Source organism: Streptomyces anthophorae, from assembly GCF_049310305.1.
Taxonomy (GTDB): Bacteria; Actinomycetota; Actinomycetes; order Streptomycetales; family Streptomycetaceae; genus Streptomyces.
Window position 1 is genome coordinate 162,498 of record NZ_JBLWQQ010000002.1, and the last position, 15,153, is coordinate 177,650.

Annotated in this window: 13 protein-coding genes and 2 pseudogenes; 8 read left to right on the forward strand and 7 right to left on the reverse strand. The window is 69.2% G+C overall.

The window, feature by feature from the left end:
- Positions 1-42 precede the first annotated feature (42 nt).
- Genes ACNYS0_RS43735 through ACNYS0_RS43760 form a run of 6 tightly spaced genes read left to right on the forward strand, consistent with a single transcriptional unit; the run spans position 43 to position 5,841 of the window.
- Positions 43-1,701: an ABC transporter substrate-binding protein gene (locus ACNYS0_RS43735; RefSeq protein ID WP_422404998.1), complete on the forward strand. Its 1,659-nt coding sequence runs from the start codon at positions 43-45 to the stop codon at positions 1,699-1,701.
- Entirely contained in the window at positions 1,698-2,651 is a 954-nt protein-coding gene (locus ACNYS0_RS43740; protein ID WP_422404999.1) for an ABC transporter permease, read from the forward strand. Before ACNYS0_RS43735 ends, ACNYS0_RS43740 begins: the two co-directional genes overlap by 4 nt.
- Positions 2,648-3,523, forward strand: coding sequence for an ABC transporter permease (locus ACNYS0_RS43745; RefSeq protein WP_422405000.1), 876 nt, complete (start codon positions 2,648-2,650; stop codon positions 3,521-3,523). The genes ACNYS0_RS43740 and ACNYS0_RS43745 overlap by 4 nt, the downstream gene beginning before the upstream one ends.
- A complete protein-coding gene (locus ACNYS0_RS43750) occupies positions 3,520-4,545 on the forward strand; it encodes an ABC transporter ATP-binding protein (protein WP_422405001.1) in 1,026 nt (341 codons plus the stop codon). The genes ACNYS0_RS43745 and ACNYS0_RS43750 overlap by 4 nt, the downstream gene beginning before the upstream one ends.
- Positions 4,538-5,365, forward strand: coding sequence for an ABC transporter ATP-binding protein (locus ACNYS0_RS43755; RefSeq protein ID WP_422405002.1), 828 nt, complete (start codon positions 4,538-4,540; stop codon positions 5,363-5,365). The genes ACNYS0_RS43750 and ACNYS0_RS43755 overlap by 8 nt, the downstream gene beginning before the upstream one ends.
- A 14-nt stretch (positions 5,366-5,379) precedes the next feature.
- Positions 5,380-5,841, forward strand: a complete 462-nt coding sequence (locus tag ACNYS0_RS43760) for a DUF3237 domain-containing protein (protein WP_422405003.1) — start codon at positions 5,380-5,382, stop codon at positions 5,839-5,841.
- Between the two features lie 20 nt (positions 5,842-5,861).
- Here ACNYS0_RS43760 and ACNYS0_RS43765 read toward each other — a convergent pair whose 3' ends face one another.
- The 3 genes from ACNYS0_RS43765 to ACNYS0_RS43775 all read right to left on the reverse strand — a co-directional run bounded on the left by ACNYS0_RS43765 (position 5,862) and on the right by ACNYS0_RS43775 (position 8,357).
- Complete coding sequence (locus tag ACNYS0_RS43765; RefSeq protein WP_422405004.1) at positions 5,862-6,437, reverse strand: hypothetical protein; 576 nt, start codon at positions 6,435-6,437, stop codon at positions 5,862-5,864.
- Entirely contained in the window at positions 6,434-7,150 is a 717-nt protein-coding gene (locus ACNYS0_RS43770; RefSeq protein WP_422482944.1) for a TnsA-like heteromeric transposase endonuclease subunit, read from the reverse strand. Before ACNYS0_RS43770 ends, ACNYS0_RS43765 begins: the two co-directional genes overlap by 4 nt.
- Before the next feature lie 301 nt (positions 7,151-7,451).
- Positions 7,452-8,357 (reverse strand): helix-turn-helix transcriptional regulator, encoded by a 906-nt coding sequence (locus ACNYS0_RS43775; protein WP_422405006.1) that lies wholly within the window; start codon positions 8,355-8,357, stop codon positions 7,452-7,454.
- Positions 8,358-8,534: 177 nt separating this feature from the next.
- Here ACNYS0_RS43775 and ACNYS0_RS43780 point away from each other — a divergent pair, with 177 nt between their 5' ends.
- On the forward strand, positions 8,535-9,512 hold the full coding sequence (locus ACNYS0_RS43780; protein ID WP_422405066.1) for an aldo/keto reductase: 978 nt from the start codon (positions 8,535-8,537) through the stop codon (positions 9,510-9,512).
- Between the two features lie 52 nt (positions 9,513-9,564).
- Positions 9,565-10,593: a zinc-binding dehydrogenase gene (locus ACNYS0_RS43785; RefSeq protein ID WP_422405007.1), complete on the forward strand. Its 1,029-nt coding sequence runs from the start codon at positions 9,565-9,567 to the stop codon at positions 10,591-10,593.
- A 14-nt stretch (positions 10,594-10,607) separates the two neighbouring features.
- On the opposite strand, the pseudogene ACNYS0_RS43790 reads toward ACNYS0_RS43785, so the two are convergent.
- From ACNYS0_RS43790 to ACNYS0_RS43805, 4 genes and pseudogenes are all read right to left on the reverse strand, one after another.
- Positions 10,608-10,808 (reverse strand): annotated as a pseudogene (locus tag ACNYS0_RS43790) (integrase core domain-containing protein); the annotation flags it as partial.
- Between the two features lie 213 nt (positions 10,809-11,021).
- Positions 11,022-12,357 (reverse strand): annotated as a pseudogene (locus ACNYS0_RS43795) (NAD-dependent succinate-semialdehyde dehydrogenase).
- Positions 12,358-12,438: 81 nt separating this feature from the next.
- The gene (locus tag ACNYS0_RS43800; protein ID WP_422405008.1) at positions 12,439-13,539 is read right to left on the reverse strand and encodes an alcohol dehydrogenase catalytic domain-containing protein; all 1,101 of its coding nucleotides are present in this window, start codon (positions 13,537-13,539) and stop codon (positions 12,439-12,441) included.
- On the reverse strand, positions 13,539-15,032 hold the full coding sequence (locus tag ACNYS0_RS43805; RefSeq protein ID WP_422405009.1) for an APC family permease: 1,494 nt from the start codon (positions 15,030-15,032) through the stop codon (positions 13,539-13,541). The genes ACNYS0_RS43800 and ACNYS0_RS43805 overlap by 1 nt, the downstream gene beginning before the upstream one ends.
- Between the last annotated feature and the right edge of the window lie 121 nt (positions 15,033-15,153).

Sequence of the window (15,153 nt, forward strand, 5' to 3'; positions counted from 1 at the left end):
CCGCGCGCTCAGCGCCCAGCCACCCTCACGAGGAGCTCCCTCATGACGGCTCCAAGAACCACCACCCGCGCCACCGTCGGCGTGTGTCTCCTCCTGGCCACCACCGCCTGCACATCGGGCTCCGACGCCGCCCCCGCCGCACCGAGCGCCCCTGAGCTCACCACCATGACCCCCGCGGCAGACGGCCACGTCGACCAGGTCACGTGGAACCTGCCCATGGGCGAGCCGACCACCCTCGACCCGGCCAAGGTCGGCGACTACTCACCCAGCACCGTCGAGACCAACCTGTGCGACCCCTTGCTGCGTCTCAAGGCCGACTACTCCGTGGCGCCGGGCCTGGCCACCTCATGGAAACAGCGCGACGACACCACTCTGGTACTCAACCTTCGCCGCGGCGTCCGCTTCTGGAACGGACACACCATGACTTCCAAGGACGTGGTCGCCAGCCTCGAACGGCAGGGCGGCCGGGCCGCCCAGAGCGTTAACGCCTCGCTGCTCGCCAACGTGAAATCCATCGAGGCCACCGGCAGCCACCAGGTCACCATCACCTTCAAGGCCCCGGACGAGCTGTTCCTCAAGGCACTCGTCAATGGCTTCGGGGCGGTCAGCGAGGCCGCCTACCTCGATCAGGCCAAGGCCAGCTACGGCACCGCCAAGGGCGGCCTGATGTGCACGGGCCCGTACCAACTGACACGTTGGAAGCCCGGCGACTCGATCACCCTGGAACGCAACCCCGACTACTGGGACAGGGCTCTGAAGCCGAAGGTCGAATCCCTCGACTTCAGGTTCATCACGGACTCGTCCGCGTTGACGAGCGCGCTGCTGTCCGGGCAGATCGACGGCAGCTACGAGATCAGCACCTCCACCGCCAAGGCCGCCACCGCGTCCAACACGGGAACCGTCTACTACGGGCCGTCCGCCCAGACCAACTTCCTCACCGCCACCTCTCCCACCTCGCCCCTCGCCGACCCGCACATCGTGCGGGCCCTGTCCCTTGTCCTGGATCGCGACGCACTCATCAAGAACGTCTACAACGGCGCTGCCCGGAAACTGAAGACCTTCATCCCGCCGCTGGTGTGGCGAAACAGGCCCGCGGAGGACACGTATGACAAGGCGTACTCCTCCCTCCCCGCCGTCCCCGCCCCCGACGTGAACCGCGCGAAGAAGCTCGTCGCACGAGCCGCGACGACGCGTCGCACGATCAGCGTGGCCCTCGCCGCAGGCGACCAACAGTCCCTGCAGACCCTCACGTTCCTCCAAGCGGGCGCCAAGAGGGTCGGCCTGAAACTCATCATCCGCCAACTCCAGCCCACCCAGATGTCAGGACTTTTCTACGACCCGTCGCTGCGCAAGGGCCTCGACGCGACCATGGTGCTCGGCTACGTGGAGATCCCCGACCCCCTGTCGTACGCGGCCCAGATGATGACACCCGGATCGCTGTTCAACTGGGCGAAATACGACAACAAACAGGTCACTGCCCTGATGAAGAAGGCCCAGGGCACGCTCGACCCCGCCGAGACGGCCACCCTGTTCACCCGCGCCCAGGCCAAGTACGTCAAGGACTATCCCGTCCTGCCCATCGCCTCGCCCTACGAGCGGCTCTTCGTGAACAAGCGGCTCAGTGGTGTGCCGGCGTCCTTCGCCTACCTGCACATGCCGTGGGCGGCGTACCTCGGCGGCACCGGCAAGGGGGCCTCGTGATCGTCCGGTTCCTCGGCCGCCGCGCGGCCGCCCTCGCCGTCACCCTGCTCGTTGCGAGCGTCGTCATCTACGGCGCCCTGTTCCTTGCCCCCGGCGACCCCGCCACCCTGCTCGTCGGCGGCGGCAAGCCGCCAAGCCCCACCCTGCTGGCGGAGATTCACCACCAGTACCACCTGGACGACCCGTTCGTGCGCAGCTACTGGCGGTGGCTGTCCGGCATCGCACACGGCGACGCCGGACAGTCCCTCAGCTACAAGGACTCCGTCACCCATCTGCTCGCCGACCGCACCGGCAACACCCTCTTTCTCATCGCCTACGCCGCCGTGCTGATCGTCGTCTGCGGGGTCACCCTCGGCACCCTCGGCGGGCTCCGCGGTGGCTGGATCGAGCACTTGACCACCGTCGTCACCACCACGCTCATGGCCGTCCCGGTGTTCGTGTCGTCGGTCCTGCTGATCTGGTGGCTGTCGGTGGGCCTAGGCTGGCTCCCGGCCTACGGGTCCGGCACCGGATTCACCGGCCGGCTCGAACGCCTCACCCTGCCCGCCGCCGCGCTCGCCGCCGCATGGATCGCCTACGTCGCCCAGGTCACCCGCTCCTCCGTGCGCGCCGAACGTGCCTCCGAGCACGTCCAGACCGCGCGCAGCCGCGGCATTCCCGAACGGCTCGTCGTCCGCAAACACATCCTGCGCAACGCCTCCGGACCCGTCATCTCGGTGTCCGGAGTCGCCGTCGCGGGGCTGATCGCCAGCTGCGCCATCGTCGAGCAGGCCTTCGGCGTCAACGGCGTCGGTGCGCTGCTCGTGCAGAGCGCCGCCAAACAGGACCTGGCCGTGGTCCAGGCCATCGCGCTCCTCACGGTGATTGCCTTCGCCGTCGTCAACACCGCCGTCGACCTCGCCACCGCAGCTCTGGACCACCGCATCCCACTGGGGGAGAGGGCGACATGAGCACCTACCAGATTGCTGCCGCGGCCCAGGCCCGCACCGCCCCCGGGCGGGTGCGCACCCTCGTCCGCGGCCACGCGGTTCAACTCGCTGCCGGGGTAGTCGTTCTGCTCGTCGTGGGCGCCGCCCTGTCCGCCCCGCTGCTCGCGCCGTACGACCCCAACGCGGTCGACCCGCTCGCCGTCTCGCAGGGCAGCTCGGGAGCCCACTGGTTGGGCACCGACGACACCGGGCACGACATCCTCTCCCGCCTCCTGTACGGCGCGCGGCCGAGCATGCTCGCCCCGGCCGTCATCACCGTCGCCGCCGGAGCGGTGGGTACCGCGCTCGCCGTGCTCGCCGCATGGCTCGGAGGCTGGGGGGACCGCCTCATCTCCGGTCTGCTCGACGTCATCTTCGGCTTTCCGGGCCTCGTCCTCGCCGTGGTCGGGGCGGCGGTGTTCGGGGCCGGCCTCGACATCGCCGTGGTGACACTGTCCATCGCCTACCTCCCGTACGTCGCCCGTGTCGTCCGCAGCGCTGCCCTGCGGGAACGCTCCCTGCCCTACATCTCCGCGCTGGAGATGCTCGGCATGTCGGGCCCACGCATCTGCCTGCGCCACCTGGTGCCCAATCTGCTGCCGCTCGTGCTCGTGCAGGCAACCACCGCCTTCGGCTACACCCTGCTCGATGTCGCTGCCTTCTCGTTCATCGGTCTGGGCACCCAACCACCCACTGCGGAATGGGGGTTGATGGTGGCGTCCGGCGCCACCGGCATCCTCGCAGGACGCCCCGAGCAGTCGCTGTACGCGGGGCTGGTGATCGTCGTCTTCGTCGTCGCCTGCAACATCCTGGGCAGCGGCCTGTCCCGACGGCTCCTGGGAGAGGGCCGATGACACCCACGACGGCACACCCCGAGAACCCCCTGCTCCGCTTCGACGGCCTGCATGTCACGCTGCCGATGAACGACGCACACCGTACGGTCATCCACCGCGTGGACCTCGGCATCCCAGCCGGAAGCGCGGTCGGCCTCGTGGGGGAGTCCGGGTCGGGCAAGTCCCTCACGGCCCGCTCGGTCCTACGCCTCCTGCCGCCGCGGGCTCATGTCACCGGGGACATCACCTTCGACGGCGCCTCGATCCCCGCCATGGGCCCGGCCGCCCTGCGCACCCTGCGCAGCCATGACATCGCCATGGTCTTCCAGGACCCGCGCGCCCACATCAACCCCCTGCGTACCATCGGCGACTTCCTCACCGAAGGACTGATCGCGGTACGCGAAATGGCCCGGAACACCGCCGAGGCCAAGGCCACAGCCCTGCTGGAGGAAGTAGGCATCGCCGACGCGGCCCGCCGCCTGCGCCAACGCCCCGCCGAACTCTCCGGCGGCCAGCTGCAACGCGTGATGATCGCCTCGGCGCTGCTCGCGGACCCCCGCCTGCTGCTTGCCGACGAGCCCACCACGGCCCTCGACGTCACCACCCAGGCCGAGGTCATGACGATCATCGACGAGGCCCGTGCACAGCGTGGCCTCGCCATGCTGTTCATCACCCACGACCTCGCCCTCGCCGCCGCTGTGTGCGACCGCATCGCCGTCATGTACGCCGGCTCCACCGTCGAGGAACTGCCTGCCGAGAGCCTGCACGACGCCCAACACCCATACACCCGAGCCCTCATGGCATCACGGCCCGACCCGGCCGACGACGACGCGCCCCTGCGCTCCATCCCCGGCACCCCCCAGTCGGCGTACGAATCCGGCCCCGGCTGCTCCTTCGCGCCGCGCTGCCCCGCCACCCAGGACCGTTGCACCACCGACCGCCCTGCCCCCAAAGCCTCGCGGGACGCACACGTGGCCTGCCACTTCCCCCACCACACCCAGGCGGCGGCCAACGCCGCGGAAAGGAACGAGGGCGATGCCTGAATCCGCCGACCCCGTGCTGGAAGCCGCCAGTCTGTGCAAGTCCTTCGGTGCCTTCAGCGCAGTCGACGATGTCACCCTGACACTGCGGGAAGGCGCCTCGCTGGCCGTGGTCGGCGAGTCCGGCTCGGGCAAGACCACGACGGCCCGCATGATCGCCGGACTGGAACGCCCCACATCGGGCACCGTCCGCTGGCACGGAACCGACGCGCTGAGCGGCCGGAGGAAATCCGCGCCGAAGCGTCGCACCCTCGCCCGCACCGTGCAGATGGTGTTCCAGGACCCCTACTCCTCCCTGGACCGGCGGCAACGCGTGGGCGACTGCGTCGCGGAGGCCCTGACCCTCCACACCGACCTGCGCGGCAGCGCACTCGAGCGACGGGTCACCGAACTCCTCGACCAGGTCGGCCTCGACACCCGACAGGCGAGCTACCTACCCCGCTCCCTCTCCGGCGGTCAGCGCCAACGCGTAGCCATCGCACGTGCGTTGGCGGTACGTCCACGGGTGCTAATCCTCGACGAGGCGGTCGCTGCGCTCGATGTGTCCGTCCAGGCGCAGATCGTCACCCTCCTGCGCCAGATCCGCGAACGCACGGCCATCTCCTACCTGTTCATCACCCACGACTTGGGGATCGTTCGCCATGTCTGCGACGACGTACTGGTCATGCACCACGGCCGGGTCGTCGAACGCGGCCCGGTGCACGCTCTCCTGACAGCACCTCAAATGTCCTACACCAGACGCCTGGTCGACTCCATCCCCAGAAGAGGCTGGCGCCCTACCCGCCGAGCAGGTGGTCCCGAGTCCCAGCAGACCGCGACCTGAGGAGAGATCCACCCATGACATCCACCCCTGCCCTCACATTCGCCTTCGAGATCCGAGCCGAACTCGCCCCCTCCATGCACATCGGCCACGGCGACGGCGAAGTCACCGAATTCACCCCGATCACCGGCGGCACGGTGGACGGACCGCTGCTCCGCGGGAAGGTGCTGCCCGGGGGCGGTGACTGGAGCAGCACACGCGGTACGGTCTGCCAGTTGGACGCGCGATATCTCATCGAGGCGCAGGACGGCGCCATCATCGACATCGTCAACCGCGGCTACTACCACGAAGACACCGACAGCCCAGACCAGTATGACGCCGGCCTCCAGATCTCACACGCCGGCATTTACTACCGCACATCCCCCGTGTTCCGTACCGACGCCCCACCCCACCGCTGGCTCGCCGCTTCGGTCTTCGTGGGGCTGGCCCGATCCGAGGATACAAGGGCGGTGACCATCAGGATGTATCTGGTGCGGTAGGCGCACGCGGAGCTGGTGACTCAGTCGATTGTCTTGATGAGGCTGTTGCGTACGCAGGTGTATTCCTGAGTGCTCTCCTTGAGCGTGTCAAGCCGTCGAACAGCGTTCTGGGAAGGGCCCGGAACGCTGTTCGACGGGGGCTGCCCAAGCCGATGCAATTGCCTTACTGGGCATTTCGCCCAGCCTGATGCCGTTACATGACGGTTCTCGGAGGCTGGCAGGGCGGCACTGAAGTGAGAGGCGGGCCACCGGTTCGCCGTGAGGCGACAGAGGGCTGTTTGATCCCGATTTCCTGTCTTATCCCGCCCCGGGCCCACTCGCCGGTCTTTGGCCGCTGGCCGGGGCGGCCACCCCGCAGTACATACGGAAGTGATCCGCTCAACGTAGGTAGCCGTCGGCCCGGACTGCTCCGGGATCAGCTGCGCTTGGTCGGAGAACAACAGCTCCTTCAGCGCCAGGCGCAGCACCTGCCCCCGATCGTTCCGGAGGATCACCTCGTTGCCCGCCGCCGTAGCCGACATCTCGACGACCTCGACGGCATCTCGGTCGTACTGGAAACGCGTGCCAACCCCGATCCGGCCATGGGAGCTGCTCACGCCGTCCTCCTCAACACCGACGAAGGACGCAGCCGATCAGTGAGGTCCGTTGCCAACTCGCGCCTCCACAGCAGGTGATGAACTGCGGCACGTACGCACGGCTCCGCGCGTTCGGGGAGGCGAACAGCAGTGGTGCCGATCGGTACACCTTCAAGATCGATGCCACGGAGCTCGTCCAGAAGGTCAGGTGCAAATAGCCGCTCGCGGCGGAACCCGGCAAGGAAGCGGATGTTCTCCAGTTCGACCGCAGGGGGCTCGCTCCATACCTCGTAGTGCCATTGGAGCTCCGTCAGCACCTGCCGAGTCCACGTGAAGGTCGAAGCGACCTCCGGGTCCGCCAGCCGACGACGGGGTTTGACGTCCACCACCACAGGTCCACGCTCCGTGTCCAGGAAGTAGTCTGGAACGTGCTTACGGACTCTCCCATCGACCACGGCCGTCAGGAGAAACGGCTGCGCCACGATGCCGTGTACGGAGGGGTCGAAGTCGGCGAAGAGCAGGCGTGCAAGTTCGAGACGTGATTCGTAGAGCACATGGCTCTTTGTCGTTGCTGACCAGTACGTTCCCGCGTAGTGCCTCTGTCCGAGGTGCCAGCGAAAGGTCCGCCACGGTGCGGCCGACCGCAGATCGAGCAAAGCTGACGACCGGTCCCGGACCTCGTCGACGGCACCATCGATACGGCGAATACTGAGAGTGATCGCCGCGCTGTCCATGGCGTCCCCCAGCGCGGGCCGGATGCCGACCGACCTCCCAGCCAGGAGACTGTCCATAAGAGCTCTCGGTCACGTCTGTCTCACTCCAAAGAGTGAACAGGCTTGACCAGGCAGTCTCACATCCATGGCCGTTCGGACACGGCCTGGCCACTTCCCCCGAGATTCGGCCACGGGATCTGAGATCCCACAATCCCTGTGGGATCTCGTGGCGTGTGTCAGCCGTCATGCCCCTGATCAGTACTTCTTTTACCCGTCTCACGTTGTGGCCTGGCCGCGATGTCTCAGGAGCGTGGCCTTTCCCTCAGCTGCTGGAGGAGTGTGGCTGTGTTCCGGTGTTACTGGGGGACGGCTGGGGCGCGGTCATGTCGAGGAGGAGCAGCGCGTCGTGGTCAGGCGTGCCTGGCTCGGCGGTGTAGACGCCGATGCGCTGGCCTGGGGTGCCTTCGACGTGCAGGGACTGAGAGGTGAGGGTGATAGTGCCGACCTGCGGGTGCTGGAACGTTTTGTGGGCCGGTTTGCGCCCGGTGACCTCGTAGCGCTCCCACAGTCCCGCGAAGTGTGGACTCTTCAGGAGGAGTTCGCCGACGAGGTTGGTGAGGTCGGGGGCGTCGGGTGCGGTGCCGGCGGTGGCGCGCAGGCGGGCGACGCATGCGTTGATCTGGCGGTCCCAGTCGGGGAAGAGGTCGCGGGCTGCGGGGTGGAGGAAGAGGTACCGGGCGAGGTTGCGGTGTTTGACCGGCCAGTCGTCCAGGCCGGCGTACAGGGCGAGGCCGCCGGGGTTCCAGGCGAGCATGTCCATGCTGCGGCTGATGACGTAGGCCGGGTTGGGGCGCAGTGACTCGAGCAGCAGTTTGAGGTGGGGTCGTACGGTGCGGCTGGGCGCGGGTGGTGGTTCGCCGACGTAGCGGGCGGCGCGGGCGGCGAGCTCGCGCAGGCGCTGGTGTTCCTGGTCGTCCATGCGCAGGGCGCGGGCGAGCGCGTCGAGGACGGCGGGGCTGGGGCGGGTCTCCTTGCCGCGTTCCAGGCGTACGTAGTAGTCGATGCTGATGCCGGCGAGGGTGGCGAGCTCCTCGCGGCGCAGGCCGGGGGTGCGGCGGACGCCGGCGCCGACGGTCAGGCCGACGTGTTCGGGGCTGGTCTGGGTGCGGCGGGCGCGCAGGTAGCGGCCCAGCTCGTCGCCCTCGCTGTGTGCGCTCGTCGCTGCCATGACTCCAGTCTCACGCGTCGCGCAACTGCTGGGCAGCCTGGAGAGGGGCCCTGTCATTACCCCCGAAGAGCCCGCCCTGCCACATCGCTGCAATCCGGGCGAAGCTGAATGAGCAAGACGCCGGCACCCCGGGTGACGCTCAGGGGGTCGGGTGACGCCACCATCGAAGAGGGCGAGATGCGCTACATCAAGCTGCGTGAGCTGGAGGTATCCCGGATCGGGCTGGGCGCCATGGGCATGTCCCATGGCTACACCGGCTCCGGCACTGATGACGCGGAGTCGATCCGGAGCGTGCACCGGGCCCTGGAGCTGGGCGTCACGCTCATCGACACCGCCGAGATCTACGGCCCCTACACCAACGAGGTGCTGCTGGGGCGTGCGCTGAAGGGCCGCCGGGACCAGGTGGTGCTGGCCACGAAGTTCGGGCTGGTCTCGCACGGCGGCGACGGTGCCTGGAATCTCGACTCCAGTCCGGCCAACATCCGTACCGCGGTCGAGGGCTCCCTCAAGCGTCTGGGCACCGACCACATCGACCTGTACTACCAGCACCGCGTCGACCCGAACACGCCGATCGAGGAGACCGCCGACGCCGTGGGCGAGCTGATCAGCGAGGGCAAGGTGCGCGCCTTCGGGCTCTCGGAGGCGGGCCCGGACACGATCCGCCGCGCCCACCCCGTGCAGCCGGTCACCGCGGTCCAGTCCGAGTACTCCCTGTTCACCCGCGGTATCGAGGAGCGGATCCTGCCCGTGCTGCGGGAGCTGAACATCGGCCTGGTGCCGTTCTCCCCGCTCGGTCGCGGCTTCCTCACCGGCACGGTGCGTTCCACCGACCAATTCGACGAGAACGACTTCCGGCGCGACAACCCGCGTTTCACCGGGGAGAACTTCCAGCGCAACCTGGCACTGGCCGACGAGGTCAAGGCCCTGGCCGACGAGGCCGGTGCCACACCCGGTCAGGTCGCGCTGGCCTGGCTGCTCGCGCAGGGCGACGACATCGCCCCGATCCCCGGCACCAAGCGCGTGGCCAGCGTCGAGGAGAACACCGCCGCCGACGCCATCCGGCTGACCGCCGAGCAGCTGCAGCGGCTCTCCAGCCTGCCGCCCGCCGCGGGCGCCACGCACACCGAGGCCCAGGCCCGGATGCTCGAACGCTGACACCGGACGTCCCGAGAACTCAGCACGACCCCCGTTTGGAGTAGCACCCCTCATGCGTGCAGCAGTGATGTACGGAGCCGGAGACGTCCGCGTCGAGGACCGGCCCGACCTCAAGATCGTCCAGCCCACCGACGCCGTCGTCCGGGTGGCCGCCTCCTGTGTCTGTGGCAGCGACCTGTGGCCCTACGCCTCCATGCCCGCCACCGACACCGGACGGCCCATGGGACATGAGTTCCTCGGCGTCGTGGAGGAGACCGGCGCGGACGTGACCGGCCTCCAGGCGGGATACCTGGTCGTGGCGCCGTTCACGTACAGCGACAACACCTGCGACTACTGCGCCAAGGGCCTGCACATCTCATGCCGCAACGGCGGCCGGTACGGCTTCGACGGAGTCGACGGCGGACAGGGCGAAGCCGTCCGCGTCCCGTATGCAGACGGCACCCTCGTGAAGCTGCCCGTGGCCGCGGACTCCGCACTGGTCCCCTCCTTGCTGGCACTGTCCGATGTGATGACCACCGGCCACCACGGCGCCGTCACTGCCGGCGTCACCCGCGGCAACGCAGTTCTCGTGGTGGGCGACGGAGCGGTCGGCCTGTGCGCGGTCATCGCCGCCAAACGGCTCGGCGCCGAACGAATCGTGCTCGCCGGCCGCCACGAAGCCCGCACCGACCTGGGCCGATACTTCGGTGCCACCGATGTCGTCGCCGCGCGCGGCGACGAGGGCATCGCCCGCATCCGTGAGCTGACCGGCGGCGTGGACAAGGTCATCGAGGCCGTCGGCACCCGCCCCGCCCTCGACACCGCGCTCGGCGCCGTCCTCGACGGCGGCACCATCAGCCGCCTGGGCGTGCCGCAATACGAACAGGGACCGATCGGGCCCTCCGCGTTCATGCGGAACATCACGCTGACCGGCGGCGCCAGCCCAGCCCGCGCCTACATCGAGCAGCTGCTGCCCGACGTCCTGGACGGCACCATCGCCCCCGGCCGCGTCTTCGACCGCACCTACACCCTCGACCAGACGCCGGACGCCTACCAGGCCATGGCCGACCGCCAGGTACTCAAGGCCCTCATCCGCCCGTGAACCCGAACTCCCCACGGTGTGGCCATCTCGAGCGACTGGTGCGGCCGGGTGTGGTTGTAGGCGTGGACCCAGGCGTCGATCGCCGACTGCGCGGCCACCGGATCGGCGAAGGGGCCGGAGTGGTCGAGCATCTCGCGCCGAAGAGTCTTGTGGAAGCGTTCGATCTTGCCGGTCGTGGTCGGTGAACGAGGCTTCGTCAGCCGTTGAGTGATGCCGATTGAAGTGAACGAAGCCACCGGGCTGCTGTTGTGAGCGTAGCTGCTCCTCGAAGACCTCGGCGGGGGTCTTCCAACCGACACGTCCGCTGTAGGACTTGCGCAGCCTGTTCGCCGCGATGGCCAGGTCCATCGTGACGATCGAGATGGGGGAAGGGCCGGAAGGCGCAGGTGTGAATGCTGTCCGGCCCGCGGCACCAGGCCTGTCGCCGCCTACGCGACGGTGCGGACGAGCTTCTTGTTGACGAACTCCTCGATGCCCAGGCGGCCCAGTTCCCGGCCGAAGCCGGAGCGCTTGATGCCGCCGAAGGGCAGCTCGGCACCCTCGGCACCGACACCGTTGACGAAGGCCATGCCCGCTTCGATGCCGTCGGCGACGCGCGCGGCCTGGGCGGGGTCCGTGGTGAAGACGTACGAACCGAGGCCGTACGGAGTGTCGTTGGCGATCCGCAGTGCGTCTGCCTCGTCGGCCGCGCGGAAAACCATGGCGACCGGGCCGAACAGCTCCTGGTGTGCCGTGGCGTGCTCGGTGGTGAGGCCGGTGAGGATTCCGGCAGGGAAGTGGGCGCCGCGGCGTTCGCCCTCGGTGTGCAGCGTCGCGCCCTCCGCGACGGCGGCGGCCACCTGACGCTCGAGGGTGTCGGCGGCGGCGAGCGAGGACAGCGGCGCCCCGGACTGTCGCTCGAGGAGCGCGGTGGTGAACTTTTCCACGAAGCTGTCGTAGAACCCGTCGGCGACGATGAACCGCTTGGCGGCGTTGCAGGCCTGTCCGGTGTTGTCGAGGCGGGCGGAGACGGCGGCGTCGACGACGGAGTCGAGGTCGTCGGTGGACAGCACGATGAACGGGTCGGAGCCGCCGAGCTCGAGGACGACCTTCTTCAGGTGCCGTCCGGCGATCTCGGCCACCGCGGCACCGGCCCGCTCCGAGCCGGTTAGGGACACGCCGTGGACGCGCGGGTCGGCGATGACCTCGGCAACCTGCTCGTTGGTGGCGTATACGTTGACGTATGCGCCGACGGGGAAGCCGGCCTCGGCGATCAGCCGCTCGAGCAGCGCCGCGGTGGCCGGGCACTGCGGGGCGTGCTTGAGGACGATGGTGTTGCCCAGGGCGAGGTTCGGGGCGGTGAACCGGGCAACCTGGTAGGCGGGGAAGTTCCAGGGCATGATGCCGAGCAGGCCCCCCACGGGGCTGCGCCGGATGGCGGCGCGGCCCGGACCGGAGGCCACGGGCAGTTCCTCGTCGGCGAGGAACTCCTCGGCGTGGTCGGCGTAGTAGTGGTAGATGTCGATGCAGAAGTCGATCTCTGCCTCCGCCTCGTCGAGCGGCTTGCCCATCTCGCGCACGATGCTGGCCGCCAGTTCGGCACGGTGCTCGGCGTGCAGATCCCCCAGTCGGTGCAGCAGCGCGGCACGCTCGGACACGGAAACTACTGCGTCCCCATGCGGTGGCGGCGTGAGCGGCGTCAACCGCCGCCGTCACCTCGGCGTCGGTGGCGGTCGGATAGGTCTGGACGGTCTGTCCGGTGGCCGGGTCGGTGACGGCGTACATCGAATTCTCCAGGCAGTGCGGGCAGGGGTAGGGGGCTCTTCGGGCAGGCCGCGCACGTGCGGGCGGGTCCAGGCGGTGGTGCTACGGCTCGAGGATGGTGCGGGCCCCGACGGCCGACTTGAGGTCTGCAAAGGCGGCGGCTGCCTCGTGCAGCGGGCGGACGTTGCCGATCAGCTCGTCCAGCGGCAGCCGGCCGGCCAGGTAGAGGCGGGCCAGTTTGGGGATGTCGATCGCGCCGACGCTGGAGCCGTAGTTGCAGCCGAGGATGCGCTTGCCCTGATCGGCGAGGTCGAAGAGGTTGAACGCTCCCGTGGCATCGGCCGCGGCCATACCGACCAGGACGGCCGCCCCGCCCGAGGTGAGCATGCCCGGGAGGGTCTCGATGACCTTGGTGCTGCCGATGGCCTCGAAGGTAAAGTCGACTCCGCCAAGCTCCTCCTGGCACCAGGCGGCCACGTCGGTCGTGGCGGCGTCGAGCGTGCGGGTCGCCCCGAAGCGCGCGGCGGCGGCGAGGCGCTCCGCCGACAGGTCGACGGCGATGACGGGGTCGGCGCCCACCAGGCGCAGCCCCATCACCACAGACAGGCCGACCCCGCCGACGCCGACGACGACCGCGGACTCACCGGGCCGGACGCCGGCGGTGTTCATGACCGCGCCGATGCCGGTGGAGATGGAGCAGCCCAGCAGCGCTCCGATCCCGAACGGCAGCTCGTCGGGCACCTTGACCGTGGCCGACTCGGGGACGACGACACGGCTGGTGAACGCGCCGAGTCCCAGATACGGCCAGACCTCCTTGCCCTCAGCGTCCGTGATGGGCGTCGTACCGTCGGGCAGGGTGTTCGCGACGGCCTGGGTGCCGGTGCACAGCCAGGCCATGCCGGCCAGACACTTGCGGCAGCGGCGGCAGGGCGCGAACCAGGAGAGGACGACGTGGTCGCCCGGCTTCACCGCGCTGACGCCCTCGCCCGCGTGCGTGACCACGCCGGCGGCCTCGTGCCCCAGGACGAGGGGGCGGTCGCTGGGCCAGTCGCCCGTCAGGATGTGCAGATCGGAGTGACACACCCCGGCCGCGCGGACATCGATCTCCACCTCGCCCGGCCCGGCGGGCCGGTGCGAGATCAGGCGGGTGTGCAGCCCCACGACGGGGTCGTAGGCGATGGCGGGGGACAGGTGCGCGGACATCAGTGAGCCTTAACTTCTTCGGTCGAGGGGACGGTCGGCAGGTCGGGGGAGAGGCGGGTGTGGGGCCTGGCGACGACGACGTAGGCCAGGCCGAGGACGAGCAGCGCGGAGAAGACCAGGACCACCGCCCAGACCTGGATCCAGCTTCCCGAGGGCGGGGCGAGCTCGGTGCGCGGCCAGGCGATGTTGACCGCCTCGAGCAACAGCCACGCGACGGCGAGGACATTGATCACCAGACCGGCCCGGCCGAGCCGGAAATCGCCCTCGGCGGGATTCCAGCGGCCGCGCAGGCGTGCGACGAGCGCGACAAGGGCCACGGTGAGGAAGATGAAGTAGAAGCCGCCGGACCCGAAGGAGATCAACGTGGCGGCCGCGTTGCCGTTGAGCCCGAGCAGCAGACCGAGGCCGGCGAGCACGGCGGTCAAGGTGAGCGAGACCCAGGGGATCTGGCGCTCGCCGACCTTGGCGAGCTGGGTGGAGCAAGGCAGCTGCCGGTCCCGCGCGAAGGCGTAGACGGCCCGCCCGATGTAGGTCTGGATCGAGATCGCGCAGGCGAAGAACGCGATCAGCACGACGACGATGAACGGCTTCTCGCTCCAGCCGCCCAGGCTCTGCGTCACCGCGTCGAAGACGGGGTCCGCGGTCTTCCCGGACACGGCGTCCTCGGGGCGCCGCAGCGCGAACGTCACGGCGATCGACGTCAGCATGACCGTGAATGCCACGAACACGTACGAGCGCAGCAGCGCCCTGGGTACGCTACGCCGCGGCTGCTCGGTCTCCTCGGCGACCTGCGTGGTCGCGTCGAACCCGAGAAACGCCCAACCGGCCACGGCCAGACATGTCACGAACCCCGCCGCGACGGAACCGCCCGACACGGACTCCGAGCCCAGGGTGTCGAACAAGATGCTGAAGCCGTGGTGTCGCGCGAAAAGCAGCAGGAACACACTGACGGCGATGGAGGCGACGCCCTCGGCGACGATGCCCGCGTTGAGGAAGTGCTTGACCGGGTTGACGCCCAGCAAGTTGATGCCCAGGGCCACGGCGATGAACACCACCCCGAGCAGCACATGGGTGGCCGGCGACAGCTCCGAGTCGCTGACGAGCATATGCAGCCAGCTCGCGCCGAGATACGCTACCGTGGTCAGGGAGGCGACGGCCGAGGCGAGGTAGATCCAGCCCACCAGCCAGCCGAGCCGCGGCCCGCCGAGTCGGCGCACCCACTGGTAGACGCCGCCGGTGATCGGAAACTGCGAGGACAGCTCGGCGTACACCGTGGCGACGAGCAGCTGCCCCAGGAAGGCGACGACGACCGCCCAGATCCAGGCGGGGCCGGCGAAGACGAACCCGAGCTGGACGACTGCGTAGATACCGACCACAGGCGAAATCGTCGCGAAACCGAGGGCGAACACGGCCCACGCGGACAGGGTGCGTCTGAGCTCTTGCTCGTAGCCGTATTCCGCCAGCTCGCCGGCATCGGCGCGGTTGTGGTCCACGTTCTTCTCCTGAGCATGTGCTGCGGGTGCAGCGGGCGTCCGGTGGCGGCGCTCGCACGGTGGAGGCGGTCGCAGGCCCGCCGTTCCCGTCGGCTACGGGACCGGCGCGACGGCAGCCGTG